13 protein-coding genes and 2 riboswitches are annotated in these 16,436 nt (G+C 69.5%); of the genes, 8 read left to right on the top strand and 5 right to left on the bottom strand.

What is annotated here, in order from left to right; translation table 11 throughout:
• Positions 1-46: 46 nt before the first annotated feature.
• Together Q3A80_RS11185 and Q3A80_RS11180 are read left to right on the top strand one after the other, a co-directional pair.
• On the top strand, positions 47-229 hold the full coding sequence (locus Q3A80_RS11185; RefSeq protein WP_446329105.1) for a hypothetical protein: 183 nt from the start codon (positions 47-49) through the stop codon (positions 227-229).
• 107 nt (positions 230-336) lie between these two features.
• Positions 337-1,500 (top strand): M20 aminoacylase family protein, encoded by a 1,164-nt coding sequence (locus Q3A80_RS11180; protein WP_446329104.1) that lies wholly within the window; start codon positions 337-339, stop codon positions 1,498-1,500.
• 236 nt (positions 1,501-1,736) lie between these two features.
• Here Q3A80_RS11180 and Q3A80_RS11175 read toward each other — a convergent pair whose 3' ends face one another.
• From Q3A80_RS11175 to Q3A80_RS11155, 5 genes are all read right to left on the bottom strand, one after another.
• Positions 1,737-3,041 carry a cobyrinate a,c-diamide synthase gene (locus Q3A80_RS11175; protein WP_446329103.1) on the bottom strand — a complete coding sequence of 435 codons (1,305 nt, stop codon included), beginning with the start codon at positions 3,039-3,041 and terminating at the stop codon, positions 1,737-1,739.
• Between the two features lie 3 nt (positions 3,042-3,044).
• On the bottom strand, positions 3,045-3,647 hold the full coding sequence (cobO, locus tag Q3A80_RS11170; protein ID WP_446329102.1) for a cob(I)yrinic acid a,c-diamide adenosyltransferase: 603 nt from the start codon (positions 3,645-3,647) through the stop codon (positions 3,045-3,047).
• Positions 3,648-3,680: 33 nt separating this feature from the next.
• Positions 3,681-4,058, bottom strand: coding sequence for a cobalamin biosynthesis protein (locus Q3A80_RS11165; RefSeq protein ID WP_446329101.1), 378 nt, complete (start codon positions 4,056-4,058; stop codon positions 3,681-3,683).
• Positions 4,055-4,864: a uroporphyrinogen-III C-methyltransferase gene (gene cobA, locus Q3A80_RS11160; RefSeq protein WP_446329100.1), complete on the bottom strand. Its 810-nt coding sequence runs from the start codon at positions 4,862-4,864 to the stop codon at positions 4,055-4,057. The genes Q3A80_RS11165 and cobA overlap by 4 nt, the downstream gene beginning before the upstream one ends.
• A 110-nt stretch (positions 4,865-4,974) precedes the next feature.
• A riboswitch (cobalamin riboswitch) is annotated at positions 4,975-5,209 on the bottom strand.
• Positions 5,210-5,278: 69 nt separating this feature from the next.
• The gene (locus Q3A80_RS11155; protein WP_446329099.1) at positions 5,279-7,417 is read right to left on the bottom strand and encodes a TonB-dependent receptor; all 2,139 of its coding nucleotides are present in this window, start codon (positions 7,415-7,417) and stop codon (positions 5,279-5,281) included.
• A gap of 153 nt (positions 7,418-7,570) precedes the next feature.
• Positions 7,571-7,833, top strand: a riboswitch (cobalamin riboswitch).
• Between the two features lie 189 nt (positions 7,834-8,022).
• Between Q3A80_RS11155 and Q3A80_RS11150 the strand changes: the two genes are divergently transcribed.
• The 6 genes from Q3A80_RS11150 to Q3A80_RS11125 all read left to right on the top strand — a co-directional run bounded on the left by Q3A80_RS11150 (position 8,023) and on the right by Q3A80_RS11125 (position 16,356).
• Complete coding sequence (locus Q3A80_RS11150) at positions 8,023-9,081, top strand: HoxN/HupN/NixA family nickel/cobalt transporter (protein ID WP_446329098.1); 1,059 nt, start codon at positions 8,023-8,025, stop codon at positions 9,079-9,081.
• 26 nt (positions 9,082-9,107) lie between these two features.
• Positions 9,108-10,205 carry a cobalamin biosynthesis protein CobW gene (gene cobW / locus Q3A80_RS11145; protein WP_446329097.1) on the top strand — a complete coding sequence of 366 codons (1,098 nt, stop codon included), beginning with the start codon at positions 9,108-9,110 and terminating at the stop codon, positions 10,203-10,205.
• A gap of 4 nt (positions 10,206-10,209) precedes the next feature.
• Entirely contained in the window at positions 10,210-14,028 is a 3,819-nt protein-coding gene (gene cobN, locus Q3A80_RS11140) for a cobaltochelatase subunit CobN (RefSeq protein WP_446329096.1), read from the top strand.
• The gene (locus Q3A80_RS11135) at positions 14,025-15,131 is read left to right on the top strand and encodes an ATP-binding protein (protein ID WP_446329095.1); all 1,107 of its coding nucleotides are present in this window, start codon (positions 14,025-14,027) and stop codon (positions 15,129-15,131) included. Before cobN ends, Q3A80_RS11135 begins: the two co-directional genes overlap by 4 nt.
• 68 nt (positions 15,132-15,199) lie before the next feature.
• The gene (locus Q3A80_RS11130; protein ID WP_446329094.1) at positions 15,200-15,820 is read left to right on the top strand and encodes a vWA domain-containing protein; all 621 of its coding nucleotides are present in this window, start codon (positions 15,200-15,202) and stop codon (positions 15,818-15,820) included.
• An 83-nt stretch (positions 15,821-15,903) separates the two neighbouring features.
• Positions 15,904-16,356 carry a YaiI/YqxD family protein gene (locus tag Q3A80_RS11125; RefSeq protein ID WP_021160082.1) on the top strand — a complete coding sequence of 151 codons (453 nt, stop codon included), beginning with the start codon at positions 15,904-15,906 and terminating at the stop codon, positions 16,354-16,356.
• Positions 16,357-16,436 lie beyond the last annotated feature (80 nt).

The raw sequence follows: 16,436 nt of genomic DNA, 5'->3' as shown, positions 1-16,436 counted from the left end.
TTCACTTTTTTATTAGCGTACACAAAAAATGTACAAGCGTCAAAAAATGAACAAACGTGCTCAAGCCGTTGATGAAATGGAACTATTCCTGAATCTCGAACGGCAATCAATCGATCCCTCCGTCAAGAAATGGCGACTGAACGCACAGTGTCGCGTGCGCCGAGCCGGTGCGGCAGTCGTCCGGACGGCCGGTCTGAACGATCCGCCGATTCGCCGTGTGTCGCCATGATCGCCCGGCAACTCCAGGTTGCTGCCGCGACGACTTTACGTCTGTCCGGTTGCCGTCCATCGGACTATCCTTGCCTGCACATCCCACACCACTCAGGAGACGACACCGTGCCGCACAGCGTGATCCCCGCAAGCCTCGCCGACGAAATAATTCAGATCCGGCACCGTATTCATGCCCATCCCGAACTGGGCTTCGAGGAATTCGCGACGAGCGACCTCGTCGCCGAGCAACTGCAGGCGTGGGGCTACACGGTGCATCGCGGGCTTGGCGGCACGGGCGTCGTCGCGCAGTTGAAGGTCGGCGACGGCGCGCAGCGCCTGGGCCTGCGCGCCGACATGGACGCGCTGCCGATCCACGAGTCGACCGGTCTCCCGTACCAGAGCACGATCCCCGGCAAGATGCACGCGTGCGGCCACGACGGTCACACCGCGATGCTGCTTGCCGCCGCGAAGCACCTCGCGCGCGAGCGCCGCTTTTCCGGCACGCTGAACCTGATTTTCCAGCCGGCCGAGGAAGGGCTCGGCGGCGCGAAGAAAATGCTCGACGACGGGCTGTTCGAGCAATTCCCGTGCGACGCGATCTTCGCGATGCACAACATGCCCGGTTTCCCGACCGGCAAATTCGGCTTCCTGCCGGGGCCGTTCATGGCGTCGTCGGATACCGTGATCATCGACGTGCAGGGGCGCGGCGGCCACGGCGCGGTGCCGCACAAGGCGATCGACCCGGTCGTCGTATGCGCGCAGATCGTCATCGCACTGCAGACGATCGTGTCGCGCAACGTGTCGCCGCTCGATATGGCGATCGTCACGGTCGGCGCGATCCACGCGGGCGACGCGCCGAACGTGATCCCCGACCGCGCGCAGATGCGCCTGTCCGTGCGCGCGCTGAAGCCGCACGTGCGCGACCTGCTCGAAACGCGCATCAAGGAAGTCGTTCATGCGCAGGCGGCCGTGTTCGGCGCGAGCGCCACGATCGACTACCAGCGCCGCTACCCGGTGCTCGTCAACGACGAGGAGATGACCGCGTTCGCCCGCGGCGTCGCGCGCGAGTGGGTCGGCGAAGCGAACCTGATCGACGGGATGGTGCCGCTCACGGGCAGCGAGGATTTCGCGTTCCTGCTCGAGAAGCGGCCGGGCTGCTACCTGATCATCGGCAATGGCGACGGGGAGGGCGGCTGCATGGTGCACAACCCCGGCTACGACTTCAACGACGCGGCGCTGCCGACCGGCGCGTCGTATTGGGTGAAGCTGGCCGAAGCGTTCCTGGTGTGACGGCAAGGCGGGCGCGCAGAAGCGACGACGAGCGGGCGGCCGACTTCAATACGTACCGCCGTGTTCCATCGCGAAACGGACGACACGTCCGATGTCGTCCGCATCCTGCCGCAACGCATCGACATCGAACGGCATCTGCAATCGCAAGCAGCGCGTGCAGCGACTATGCCGAAACGACTTCGTGATTTCGGTGTGAGGTGCCGTTCAGGCCAGGCGTCGTGGCGATGCCGGTCACACTAGAACACATCCCCGCCGAACAGCGCCACCGCCGCATCCGGATCCGACGGCCAGTACATGTGCATGTACGTCGCGACGATCGCGCCCGAGCGATACACGGCTTCGCCGCTGCCCGGCTCGCCATCGGGCCGCGCGGCGGTCGCCACCGGCGCCAGCGGCGTATCGAGCCGCGAATAGTGAAACGTATGCCCGCGCATCGCCCCGGTGCGCGTCTCCAGCTGCTGCATCCCGAGCGCCGCGAACCGGCGCTGCATCGTCGCATGGCCGGGCAGCAGCCCGAGCATCTGCGTCGTCACGCCGTCCACGTCGGTCAGCGATTCGCACAGATACACCATCCCGCCGCATTCCGCGACGATCGGCCGGCCGGCTGACGCGTGCGCGCGGATCGACCGCGCGGTCACGGCATTCGCCGCGAGCGTCGCCGCATGCAGCTCCGGATACCCGCCTGGCAGGAACAGCGCGTCGCAATCGCCGGGTACGGGCTCGTCCGCCAGCGGCGAGAAGAACTGCAGCTGCGCACCGAGCGCGGCGAGCAGCGCCAGATTCGCCGGATAGATGAACGAAAACGCGGCATCGCGCGCGATCGCGATCCGCTTGCCGGCGAGCGCGCGCGGCAGCGGGGTCGCAACGTCCGGTTCGGCGAATGCGACGGCGGGCGGCAATTCGGCAAGCGCCGTCTGTGCGAGCACGTCGGCCGCACGCTCGAGCCGCGCATCGAGGTCGGCGATGTCGGCCGGCTGGTGCAGGCCGAGGTGCCGTTCCGGCAGCGCGATGCCCGCATCGGCCGGCACGTGCCCGAGCCAGCGCAAGTCGCCGGGCAGCGCCTGACGCAGCAGCGCCGCATGCCGCGGCGAGCCGACACGGTTCGCCAGCACGCCGTGAAACGGCAGTCCCGGCCGGAACCGTGCGAGTCCGAATGCGATCGCCGCGAACGTCTGCGCCATCGCCTTCGCGGAAATCACCGCGACGACCGGCACGCCGAACGCGGCCGCGAGGTCGGCACTGCTCGGCGTGCCGTCGAACAGCCCCATCACGCCTTCGATCAGGATCAGGTCCGCATCGCATGCGGCGTCGGCGAGCAGCGCGCGGCAACCGGCTTCGCCGACCATCCCGAGGTCGAGCGCATGCACGGGTGCGCCGCTCGCGCGTTCGAGCAGCATCGGATCGAGAAAATCCGGCCCGGTCTTGAACACGCGCACGCGCCGGCCGAGCCGGCGGTGCAGCCGCGCGAGGCCGGCCGTCACCGACGTCTTGCCCTGGCCGGACGCGGGCGCGCTGACGAACAGCGCGGGGCAGGCCGGCATCGGTCAGAACTCCACGCCGGGCTGCGCCTTCACGCCTTGCTCCTTGTACGGATGCTTGACGAGCCGCATCTCGGTGACGAGATCGGCCGCGTCGATCAGCGCATCCGGCGCATGCCGGCCGGTGACGACGACGTGCACCGAAGCCGGTCGCGCGACGAGCGTCGCGAGCACTTCGTCGAGCGGCAGGTATTCGTACTTCAGCACGGTATTCAGCTCGTCGAGGATCACCATCCGGTAGTCGCCGCTGTCGATCATCCGGCGCGCCTCGTCCCAGCCCTTGCGCGCGGTCGCGATGTCGGCGTCGCGGTTCTGCGTGTTCCACGTATAGCCGTCGCCCATCGTCACGAAGTCGCATTGCGCGACCGCGCCGAGGAAATCGCGCTCGGACGTATGCAGCGCGCCCTTGATGAACTGCACGACGCCGAGCCGCATCCCGTGGCCGAGCACGCGCACGGCCATCCCGAACGCGGCCGTGCTCTTGCCCTTGCCGTTGCCGGTGTTGACGATCAGCAGGCCCTTTTCCTGCGTGGCGGCGGCCTGTTTCTTTTCATGGCCGGCGCGGCGGCGTTCGGTCATCCGCTGATGGGATTCGGCATCGGTCTTCATCGGGAGTCGTCCTGTCGAAAGCGAAACAAAAGTTCAGAGCGGGCCGGCGAGCGCGACCGTCACGCCGCCCACGATGGATTTGGGGCCGAGCAGCCGCCCGGCAGGCGCTGCAAGCTGCGCGCACGGCTCGGCCACGCCGGCCACGCCGAAGCGCGCGAGCGCGGCAGCCGACGGGCCGCTCGACGCGGGCGCCGTGCACTGCGCGAGCTGCGCCGCGTCGAATGCGACGAGCGGCCAGCCGCGCCGCGCGCACAGCGTGCGCAGCGGCCGCGCACGCGCCTTGTCGGCGAGCGTCGCGACGACGGCCGGCTCCGCGTCCGGGTACTGTGCGAGCGCCGCGCGAATCGCGGCGTCGAGCTGCGCGGCGCTCACGTTCGCGCGGAAACCGACGCCGAGCGCGACGCGCATCATGCACGCGTGCCGAGCGCGGCACGCACCGCCGGATCGTCGGCGAGCGCCGCGACGCGCCCGATCACGACGATCGCGGGCGAGCCGATGCCGGTCGCGCTCACGCGTTCGACGATCGTATCGAGCGTCGCGAGCACGTGCCGCTGCACGTCGCGCGTCGCGTTCTCGATCGCCGCGCACGGCGTGTCGCCGGCAAGGCCGCCGTCGCGCAGCGCGGCCGCGATCGCATCGAGCCGGCGAATGCCCATGTAGATCACGATCGTCATCCGCGTCGCGGCGAGCGCGCGCCAGTCCGGTTCGTCGGCGCCCGCGCCGTGGCCCGTGACGAAGATCACGCCCTGCGCGTCGCCGCGATGCGTGACCGGAATGCCGAGCGCGGCCGGCGCGGCGATCCCGGCCGTGATGCCGTTCACGACTTCGACCGGGAAACCGGCCGCGCCGAGCGCGAGCAGTTCCTCGCCGCCGCGGCCGAACACGAACGGGTCGCCGCCCTTGAGCCGCGCGACGCTGCGGCCCGCGCGCAGGTGCGCGAGCATCGCCGCGACAATCGCTTCCTGCGGCGTCGACGCATGGCCGCCGCGCTTGCCGACATGCTCGATGCGCGCGTCGGCGCGCGCGTGGCGCAGCACGTCCGGGTTCACGAGATCGTCGACCAGCAGCACGTCGGCCGCGGCGATCGCGCGCACGGCTTTCAGCGTGAGCAGATCGGCGTCGCCGGGGCCGGCGCCGACGAGCCAGGCGCGGCTCACCGGGCGCGGCACGGCGCGCACCGTGCGGTAGCGGTGGAAAGGGGACAGCGAGCGGCACATCGGCGGCCGGCGGACAGGCAGGGCATGGCGGATCGGGCGAAACCCGCGCACGCGCGGGCGGAATGCGCACCCGATCCGTCCCCCGCGGACAGGGCGTTCGGCGAGCCTTTGGCTCGCCCCTTGCGTCGGCCGGTATCCGGGCTGGCCGCTTGCCAGGCCGCAGCCTTCCCGCCCTGGCGGGCAGTGGCATCGCGGGCGGCCTGGGCGCGTGCGGGGGAACCGCGGCGCGCGGGCGGCGTACCGTTGCGGGGACAGCACAGGCCCGGCGGATTCCCGCCTCCTGTTTCCCGTTTAACTGCATGCGCGGGAATGCGCATGCGAGCACCGAACGCGGCGCATACGATAGCACAGGCTTGCACGATGCAAGCCGCCCGGCGCGCCGGCTGCGCGGGGCCGGCGCGTGGGCCGCCGGGATCAGAACCTGTACGCCGCCGTCAGCGTGAACGTCCGCGGCGAACCTGGCATGATCTGCGCAGTGCTCGTCGCGTTCGAGTAATAGTCGCGATCGGTCAGGTTGACGGCCGCCAGCGTCACTTCGAGGTCGCGTGTCCGGTATCCGGCCTTGCCGTCCCAGCGGACGTAGCCGGGCAGCTTGAGCAGATTGTCCCGCTCGGCATGGCGCGCACCTTCGTAAATCAGCCCGAGTTCCGCGAAAAAGCCGAGCAGCGGCGCGTGGCTGACGAACAGGCTGCCGTTCGACGACGACACGCCTGCCGGCCGCTTGCCCGCGTACTTCGGCTCGGCATCGACCACCCGCGCGTGCTGCCATCCGATGCCGCCGCGCACGAACCAGTCGCCCGCGAGCCGGCCCGCGACGCCCAGTTCCAGTCCGCGATTGCGCTCGAGGCCGGTCAGGTCAAAAAATCCCGGCCGGATCGGATCGGCGACGCGGCGGTTGTACAGGTCGAGCTGGAACAGCGCGAGAGTCGTACTCAGTGCGCCGCCGCGCCAGTCGCTTTTCACGCCGACTTCGTATTGGCGCGTGTATTGCGGGCCGAGATCGTTGGCATTGCCGCGTGCGTTCGGCGTGATTCCGATCAGGTCGCCGCCGACCGGCGCAAAGTTCTTGCTGTACGACGCATACATGCTGTGCGCAGCGACCGGCGACCACACGACGCCGAGCCGCGGGCCCCACGCCGTCGTCGTGCGCCGCGAGCGCAGGTTGTCCAGAACGTTGCTGGAATCGACGTCGAAGCGTTCCCAGCGCAGGCCGCCGAGGAGCTTCCACGATCGTCCGAGCTCGACCCGGTCCTGCGCGAAGACCGCATAGTCGCTGACACGATGGCGGTTCATCGCGAACGGCCGGAGGGCCGAGCCGGCAGGTACGGCGCTGTCCGGTCCAGTGATCGGGACCGGTGCCGCGCCCGCCTGCAGGAGCTTCGGCGCGCGCCGTTGCCAACCGTATTCGATGCCGAGCAGCAGGTCGTGCAATGCCGGCCCTGTCGCGAGCCTGCCGCTCAATTCGATGCCGGTCTGCACATTGAGATGCGTCATGTCCTGCACGTAGCGCGCACGCGGCACGTGTCGGTAGTCGCGCGGTTTCGCGACGTAGCTCTGCGTGACGTAGGTATTGTCGAACGTGCTGTGCAGATCCAGCACGCTCAGCGCGTGCCGGACCTGCCAGTCGCCGCCGAGCGCGTGGGTGAAGACCGAGCGCCAGTTCATGTTCGCGTCGCGGATGGTGTCCTGGCCCGCTGCGCCGAAAAACGTCGTCCGCGACGCGGCCGGCAGCGAGAACGCGACCGGCCTGCCGGCCGCGTCGACCTCGGCGACCGACGCGGGCAGACCGCGATCGGGCACGCGCTTGTAGGCGTCGTATTCGAACTGCAGCAGCCAGCTTCGCCGCGCGTCCTGCCATTTGATCGAAGGCGCGACGTACTGGCGTGTGCCGTCGACGTGGTCGCGGAAGCTGCGTGCATGTTCACGCCCGGCGTTGAGCCGCATGCTCCATGCGCCGGACAGCATCCGGTTGAGATCGACCGATGCGCCGAGACGTCCGTCACTGCCTGTTGCGGCCGAGACATTTCCGAAGTTCTCCGGCAACGGTTGCTTGGTGATCCGGTTGATGACGCCGCCGCCGCTGCCGCGCCCGTACAGCGCTGCGGCCGGCCCCTTCAGCACTTCGATGCGCTCGATGTTGCCGAGGCTGCGCACGTATTGCGCATCGTCGCGCATCCCGTCGAGCAGCAGGTCGCCTGCGCCGGAAAAACCGCGAATGCGGAACGAATCGAAGCGTGTATCGGACGTGTTCGACATGCCCGGCACGCCGGCCAGCGCATCGGCAAGCGTGCGGCCGCCGTAGGACAGCGCTTCGTCGACCGAGACGCTGTCGACGGTTTGCGGTACGTCACGCGGGTCGCTGGCGGTGCGGGTCGCCGTGCTCACGCTGTCGGGACGAGGATCGTACGGGTGGCGGCGGCTGCGCACGTCGATCGCGGACAGTTCGTCGTCGAACTCGGCCGCCGCGAGGGGGGACGGCGCAACGCCCGCAATCGAGCACAGCGAAAGGGCCAGCAAAGGAAAACGCCATCCGGATATCTGCCGTTTTGACATGAATATTCAAGGATCACTGAATGAGCCGCCTCGCGTTGCCGTTGCGTCAATGCCGTGTTGTTGTCGGGCAAAGTTTATCTCGTTCAGGTGAAAACGACAATCATTCGCGTTTGCCGGCTGCCGGCCGCCTTGACGCTCCCCGCCCCGCCAACCTACACTCGCACGCGTTTTGGTGCTCGCGCGTGCTGCTCCGGCGCGCGCAGTTAAACGGGAAACAGGGAGCCTGCCTGCACCGCAGTCGAGCCAACCTGTGCTGCCCCCGCAACGGTAAGCGAACGCGTCGCGCCCAGCGCGACGCAGCGCCGCTTCGCCGCATGCCTGCCGCATGCGGACGACCGCCACTGGATGCCATGCATCCGGGAAGGCGAAGCGGCGTGTTCGTCAGCCCGGATACCGGCCAGAACGTGGGGTTCAGCGCCGCGGGGAGGCGGCGCATCGTCCACGGCCGCAGTACGCCCGACGCCCGAGCGTTTTCCGCTTCCCCCGCCGATCCGTCCGTCGCCTGCATGCGCAACGGGCCGGGGCGGCGAGCGGCAGGCGGCGCGGGCAGGGCCGGCGGCAGCCGTGTTGGCATTCATCATGTCGACCGTTCGCAAAGGAGCATCATGCTCGACTCGTTCTTCCGCCTGTTCAACGACAGCCCGTCCGGGCTGCGCGGCAAAATCGTCGCGATCTACTCATTGCTCGTCGCCTTCAACATCGCCGCGTGGATCTGGGCCTTCGTCGCGTTTCGCGACCAGCCCGTGCTGTTGGGCACCGCGCTGCTCGCGTACGTGTTCGGGCTGCGCCACGCGGTCGACGCCGACCATATCGCCGCGATCGACAACGTCACGCGCAAGCTGATGCAGGAAGGCCGCAGCCCGCTCGGCGCGGGCCTGTTCTTCTCGCTCGGGCATTCGACGGTGGTGATCGTGATGTCGGTGGCGGTCGCGCTGACCGCGGCGTCGCTCGCGCGCTTCGAGAGCATGAAGACCTGGGGCGGCGTGATCAGCACGAGCGTGTCGGCGTTCTTCCTGCTGGTGCTCGCGGCCGCGAACCTGCTGATCCTGATCTCCGTGTACCGGACGTTTCGCGCGGCGCGTCGCGGCGACGCGATCGTCGATGCCGATCTCGACATGCTGATGAACCAGCGCGGCGTGCTCGCGCGCCTGTTCCGGCCGCTGTTCCGCCTCGTGTCGCGCAGCTGGCACCTGTATCCGGTCGGCTTCCTGTTCGGCTTCGGCTTCGATACCGCGACCGAGATCGCGCTGTTCGGCATTTCGGCGACGCAGGTGCAGGGCGGCATGTCGTTCTGGTCGGTGATGGCGCTGCCGGTGCTGTTCACCGCGGGGATGACGCTCGTCGACACGACCGACGGCATCCTGATGATGGGCGCGTACCGCTGGGCGTACGTGCGGCCGATCCGCAAGATCTACTACAACATGACGATCACGTTCGTGTCGGTGCTGGTCGCCGCGCTGATCGGCGGCATCGAGGTGCTGGCGCTGCTCGCGGACAAACTGTCGCTGCAGGGCCCCGTCTGGGATTTCTCGACGATGGTCGCATCGCATTTCGGGATGCTCGGCTACGTGGTGATCGGTCTGTTCCTCGCGTGCTGGATCGTGTCGGCCGCGATCTATCGCGTCAAACGCTACGACGAGATCGACGTGACGCTCTCGGCCTGACTCCCTCATTCGACACAGGACTTACCATGACCCTACGCAAGCTGCCCGTCACGATCGTCACGGGCTTTCTCGGCAGCGGCAAGACCACGCTGATGCGTCACATCCTGCAGCACGCGCAAGGCCGCCGCATCGCGGTGATCGTCAACGAATTCGGCGAACTCGGCATCGACGGCGAAATCCTGAAGGGCTGCGGCATCGGCTGCGACGACGCGGCGGGCGCCGATGGCGCGCAACGCGAAGCGTCGGGCCAGCTGTACGAACTCGCGAACGGCTGCCTGTGCTGCACCGTGCAGGAGGAGTTCTATCCGGTGATGGAAGCGCTCGTCGAGCGCCGCGCCGACCTCGATCACGTGCTGATCGAGACGTCGGGCCTCGCGCTGCCGAAGCCGCTCGTGCAGGCGTTCAACTGGCCGACGATCCGCAACAGCTTCACGGTCGACGCGGTCGTGACCGTCGTCGACGGACCGGCCGCCGCGGGCGGCCAGTTCGCGGAGAATCCGCAGGCCGTCGACGCGCAGCGCCGCGCGGACCCGAACCTCGACCACGAATCGCCGCTGCACGAGCTGTTCGCCGATCAGCTGTCGTCCGCCGATCTCGTGATCGTGAACAAGGCCGACCTCGTCGCCGACGCGCAATTCGCCGAGATCGAAGCCGCGATCCGCGACGAGATCCCGCCGCACGTGAAGATCGTGCGCGCGACGCGCGGCGAACTGGATCTCGCGATGCTGCTCGGCCTCGAAGCGGCGTCGGAGGAAACGATCCACCTGCGCCACGACCATCACGGCTCGGCCGACGACGGCGATCACGACCACCATCACGACGATTTCGATTCGGTCGTGGTATCGGGCGACGCGGGCTCGCGCGATGCGACGATCGCGGCGCTCCAGCGGGTCGTCGAGACCCATACGATCTACCGCGCGAAAGGCTTCGCCGCGCTGCCCGATGCGCCGATGCGGCTCGTGATCCAGGGCGTCGGCCGTCGCTTCGACAGCTATTTCGACCGCCGCTGGCAGGACGGCGAAACGCGCGCGAGCCGCTTCGTGCTGATCGGCGAGGATCTCGACGCGGCCGCGTTGCAGCGCGCGTTCGACGCGGCCTGCGCGGCCGAATTGCAGCAGGCATGACGCGATGCATTTGCTGCGCACCACGCCGGGCGGTTTCGTCGACGATACGCAGGGCGTCGTCCGGATCGATCAGCAGCCGGCCGATATCGTGATCCTGAGCTCGGCCGACACGACGCTGTCGCTGCTCGCGAGCGTCGTGCCGAAGCTGCCGGCCGGCTTCCCGAGCGTGCGGCTCGCGAACGTCACGTTCCTGCGGCAGCCGGCGTCCGTCGACTTCTACGTCGACGACGTGCTGCGTCACGCCAAGACGGTCGTGATCGATCATCTCGGCGGCGAAGCGTACTGGCCGTACGGGATCGAACAGGCGGTGTCGCTCGCGTCGAAACGCAAGCAGCAGCTCGCGATGTTCTCGGGCGACCTGCAGGAAGACCCGAACCTCGTCGCAAAGAGCACGGTCGCGCCCGCGCTGTGCCGGCTGTGGTGGCGCTACCTGCGCGAAGGCGGCATGCACAACGCCGAAGCGCTGCTGCGCAGCATCGCGTTCCATACGCTCGGCTTCGGCGACGAACCCGAGCCGCCGCGCCCGCTGCCGGCCGCCGCGCTGTATCACCCGGCGCGCGACCCGGCGAGCGTCGACGACTGGCGCGCACGCTGGACGCCCGGCGCGCCGGTCGTCGCGATCCTGTTCTATCGCGCACACTGGCAGGCTGCGAACACGGCCGTATTCGACGCGCTCGCCGATGCGCTGGTGCGCGAAGGGCTCAATCCGCTGCCGATCGCCGTCACGTCGCTGAAGGACGCGGTGAGCCGCGAGATCATCGCGCAGCTGTGCGACACGCAGCGCGTCGCGCTCGTGCTGAACACCACGGCGTTCGCGGCCGGCGCGATCGACAGCGCCGAGCCGGACGTGCTCGCCGGCGACGCGCCGGTGCTGCAGGTGATCCTGTCCGGCGGCAATCGCGACGCGTGGGCGGCCGACAACCAGGGGCTGCATGCGCGCGACATCGCGATGCATATCGCGCTGCCGGAAGTCGACGGGCGCATCGTCACGCGCGCGGTGAGCTTCAAGGGGCTCGCGTATCGCTGTCCGCACACCGAAGTCGACGTCGTGCGCTATCAGCCGGACGCCGAGCGGATCGCATTCGTCGCGGCGCTCGCGCGCGGCTGGTGCCGGCTGCGCACGCTCGGCAATGCCGACAAGCGCATCGCGCTGATCCTCGCGAACTATCCGCAAAGCGAAGGGCGGATCGGCAACGGCGTCGGGCTCGATACGCCGGCGTCCGCGTTGCGCGTGCTCGCGGCGCTGCGCGACGCCGGCTATGCGGTGGCCGATCTGCCGGCCGACGGCGATGCGCTGATTGCGCGGCTCACCGAAGGCGTGACGAACGATCCGGCCATGCGCGCGCTGCGCCCGGCGTTCCAGAGTTTCGCGCTGGCCGACTACGTCGCGCATTTCGCGCGGCTGCCGGCCGCCGTACGCGACGCGCTGAACGCGCGCTGGGGCCCGCCCGAAGCGGATCCGACGCTGCGGCACGGGCGCTTCCCGATCGCCGGCTGGCGCGCCGGCAACGTGTTCGTCGGCATCCAGCCGTCGCGCTCGCGCGACGACAACGACTATGCGAGCTACCACGATGCGGAGCTCGTGCCGCCGCACGCGTATCTCGCGTTCTATTTCTGGCTGCGCGATGCGTTCGCGATCGATGCGGTCATCCACCTCGGCAAGCACGGCAATCTCGAATGGCTGCCGGGCAAGAGCGTCGCGCTGTCCGACGCGTGCTGGCCCGACCTGACGCTCGGGCCGCTACCGCATCTGTATCCGTTCATCGTCAACGATCCGGGCGAGGGCAGCCAGGCGAAGCGCCGCGCGCAGGCGGTGATCGTCGATCACCTGATGCCGCCGCTCACGCGCGCGGAAAACTACGGCCCGTTGCAGGACCTCGAGCGGCAGGTCGACGAGTACTACGAAGCGTTGATGGTCGATGCGCGGCGCGCGAAGCTGCTGCGCAAGACGATACTCGCGACGATCGCCGAGCATCGGCTGCACGACGAGCTGAGCGTGTCGCCGCCGCGCGATGCGGGCGACGAGGACGCGCTGCTCACGCGCGTCGACGCATGGCTGTGCGAATTGAAGGAAGCGCAGATTCGCGACGGGCTGCACGTGTTCGGCGCGTCGCCGGTCGAGCGCCAGCGGCGCGACACGCTGCTCGCGCTCGCGCGCTTTCCGGTCGGCGACGGCAACGGCGAACGCGCGGGGCTGATCGGCGCGCTCGCGCGCGATCTCGCGCTCGGCGACGGTTTCGATCCGCTCGCGGCCGACTGGGCCGTGCCGTGGACGGGCCCGCGGCCGGCCGTGCTGCAGGCGCTCGACGCATCGCCGTGGCGTCATGCGGGCGATACGCGCGAACGGCTCGAACGGCTCGCGCAGCAGTGGCTCGATGGGCTGTGCGCGGCCGACGGCGGCACTTCCGACGAGATCGCCGGCGGCGCGGTGCCGCCAGGCGACTGGCCGCACACGCTCGCGGTCATCGAACGCGTGCGCACGGCATTGATACCCGCGCTCGACGCCTGCGGCCGCGAGGAGCTGCGCCAGCTGCTGCGCGGGCTCGACGGCCGCTTCGTGCCGCCGGGGCCGAGCGGCTCGCCGTCGCGCGGCCGTCCCGACGTGCTGCCGACGGGCCGCAACTTCTATTCGGTCGATACGCGCGCGGTGCCGACGCAGGCCGCGTGGTCGCTGGGACTGAAATCCGCGCAGCAGCTGATCGAGCGCCATCTGCAGGATCACGGCGACTATCCGCGCGCGATCGGCCTGTCGGTCTGGGGAACGGCGACGATGCGCACCGGCGGCGACGATATCGCGCAGGCGTTCGCGCTCATCGGCGTGCGGCCGAAATGGGCACACGGCAGCCATCGCGTGACAGACTTCGAGATCCTGCCGATCGACATCTTCGACCGGCCGCGCATCGACGTGACGCTGCGCGTGTCGGGTTTCTTCCGCGACGCGTTCCCGAACCTGATGCATCTGTTCGACGCGGCCGTGCAGGCCGTCGCCGCACTCGACGAGCCCGAGGAACTGAACCCGATCCGCGCGCGGATCGAGCGCGAACGCGCGACCTGGATCGCGCAGGGCGTGGCACCGGACGAAGCGCGGCGCCGCGCCGGCTGGCGCGTGTTCGGCGCGCGGCCGGGCAGCTACGGCGCGGGCCTGCAGGACCTGATCGACCGGCGCCGCTGGCAGACCGACGCCGATCTCGCCGACGCGTACCGCCAATGGGGCGGCCATGCGTATGCGCAGAACAGCGCGGGCGACGCGGCGCCCGACGTGTTCGGCGCGCGGCTCGCGACGATCGACGTCGTCGTGCAGAACCAGGACAGCCGTGAACACGACATCCTCGACTCGAACGACTATTACCAGTTCCAGGGCGGAATGACGGCGGCCGTGCGTCACTTATCCGGGCGGCAGCCGAGCATCTATCACGGCGACCATGCGAACCCGGCCGCGCCGAAGATGCGCACGCTGCGCGAGGAAATCGCGCGCGTGATCCGCTCGCGCGTCGTCAACCCGAAATGGCTCGACGGCGTGAAGCGCCACGGTTACAAGGGCGCGGCCGAACTGGCCGCGACCGTCGACTACCTGTACGGCTATGACGCGACCGCGCGCGTGCTGTCCGATCACCAGTACGCGCTCGTCGCCGACGCGTACCTGTTCGACGACGACACGCGCGCGTTCCTCGAACGCCACAATCCGCACGCGCTGCACGGCATCTGCGAACGCTTCGTCGAAGCGATGCAGCGCGGGCTGTGGCAGCAGCCGGGCGACTATCGCGAGCGGATCGAAGCGGTCTGGCTCGACAGCGAACAACTCCAGGAAGGGGAGCGACGATGACCGATCCGACAACCCGTCGCGCCCGCGCGGCATTTCCGTTCACGGCGCTCGTCGCGCAGCAGCCGCTGCAGCAGGCGCTGCTGCTCGCGGCGATCGACCCGTCGCTCGGCGGCGTGCTCGTCAGCGGGCCGCGCGGCACCGCGAAATCGACCGCCGCACGCGCGCTCGCGGAGCTGCTGCCGGAAGGCGAATTCGTCACGCTGCCGCTGTCGGCGAGCGACGAACAGGTCACGGGCACGCTCGATCTCGCGCATGCGCTCGCCGACAACGGCGTGCGCTTTCGGCCGGGGCTGCTCGCGCGCGCGCATCGCGGCGTGCTGTACGTCGACGAGGTGAACCTGCTCGCGGACGGCCTCGTCGACACGCTGCTCGACGTCGCCGCGAGCGGCGTGAACGTGGTCGAGCGCGATGGCGTGTCGCACGCGCACGACGCGCGCTTCGTGCTGGTCGGCACGATGAATCCCGAAGAAGGTGAACTGCGCCCGCAACTGCTCGACCGCTTCGGGCTGATGGTCGAACTCGAGAACTGTTTCGACGCCGCGCAGCGCGAACGGATCGTGAAGGCGCGGCTCGCGTTCGATCTCGATCCGGACGCGTTCCGTGCGCGCCATGCGGCCGCGCAGCGCGAACTGCGCGAGCGGATCGATGCGGCGCGCGCACGGCTGGCGTCGCTGGATTTCGGCGATGCGGTGCATGCGCGCGTCAGCGCACTGTGCATCGACGCCGCTGTCGACGGCCTGCGCGCCGACCTCGTGATGTTGCGCGCCGCGCGTGCGCTCGCGGCGCTGGAGCAGGCCGACGCGGTGACGGTCGCGCATGTCGAATGCGTGGCCGACGCGGTGCTGCGTCATCGGCGTCACGCGCATACGCCACCGTCGTCGGGCGCGTCGAGCGCGCCGAATACGTCGCAATCGGACGGAGAACGCGGCCGCGACCGCGACGGTCGCTCGCCGCCGGACACGCGCGGCCATTCCGACGATCGCGCCGGCACGGCAACCAACGACGCGTCGGCATCGCAAGGCGACTGGGGCTACCTGCCGCCCGAACCGGCCGGGTTGCGCGACGTGAAAGGCGTGGTGCCGCTGCCGCTAAAAAAACGCTGAGCCATCGAGCCGACGCCGCCGCGAACACCGTTCGCGGTCCTCGATGGCAGCCAGGCGCTGCCGCGCGCGTGCCGGGTACGGTGCGCGCCGGCACGGCCATTGCGTGGCCCGCGACGCTCGCCGCGAAGCGCGGCGGCCCGCTGCACGCCGGCCATCTGCGTTTTCGCAAACAGGCCGGCGCGCCGCGCGCGCTCCATTGCTTCGTGCTCGACTGTTCGGCATCGATGCTGTCGCACGAACGGCTCGCACTCGCGAAAGGCCTGATCGTCGCGTATTTCGACCAGGCCGCGCGCGAGCGGATGGAAACCGCGCTGATCTGTTTCGGCGGCGACGGCGCCGCGCGGCGCTTCGGCCCGGCCGTGCCGCGCTGGTGGAACGCACGCTGGCTCGAACCGGTCGACGGCGGCGGCGGCACGCCGCTCGCGGACGGCATCGCGGCCGCCGCGCAACTGCTGGCGCGCGACGCACGCCGCGCGCCGGTGTCGGCGCCGGACAAGCAGCGCTGGCTGTGGGTGCTGTCCGACGGACGCACGCGCGAAACGCCGCCGAAGCCGGCAGATGCCGATCACGTCGTGTTCGTCGATTTCGACGACGCGGCCGTGCGGATCGGGCAGGGAAAGCGGCTCGCCGATGCATGGGGCGCGCAATGGATGACGGCAGCGTCGCTGAGCGCGGGGGCGGCCGGCTGATCGACTCATCGGACGATCGATTGCACGGAACGCGCGGCGGCGCTGCGCTATGATCGCCGTTTCTGCTTACCGGAACGCCTGCCATGCAAGTACTCGTCGATGCCGACGCGTGTCCCGCCGTCATCAAGGACATGCTGTTTCGCGCCGCGCGTCGTGCCGAGATCTGCGTGACGCTGGTCGCGAACCAGTTCCTGCGCACGCCGCCGTCGCCGTTCATCAAGGCGGTGCAGGTGCCGGCCGGCTTCGACGTCGCCGATGCGCGGATCGTCGAGCTCGCCGAAGCCGGCGATCTCGTGATCACCGCCGACATCCCGCTCGCCGCCGCCGTCCTCGACAAGGGCGCGCATGCGCTCGACCCGCGCGGCAACTGGTTCAGCCGCGAGAACATCGAGGAACGGCTGTCGACGCGCGCGATGATGGACCAGCTGCGCAGCGCGGGCATCGACACGGGCGGCCCTGCGCCGTTCAGCGCACGCGACGGCAAGGCGTTCGCGTCGCAGCTCGACCGGTTTCTCGCGCGCCACGGCAAGCCCTGACGCACGCGCGTGCCGGCGCGGCGATGCGTCACGGGTTTCGCGCCGGATCGTCCGCTGCGGCAGAATACGCATTCGCGCCG

The sequence above is a fragment of the Burkholderia sp. SR8 genome (assembly GCF_052851275.1).
The sequence above is the reverse complement of the archived record's forward strand: the minus strand, read 5'-3'. Positions and strand labels throughout refer to the sequence as shown.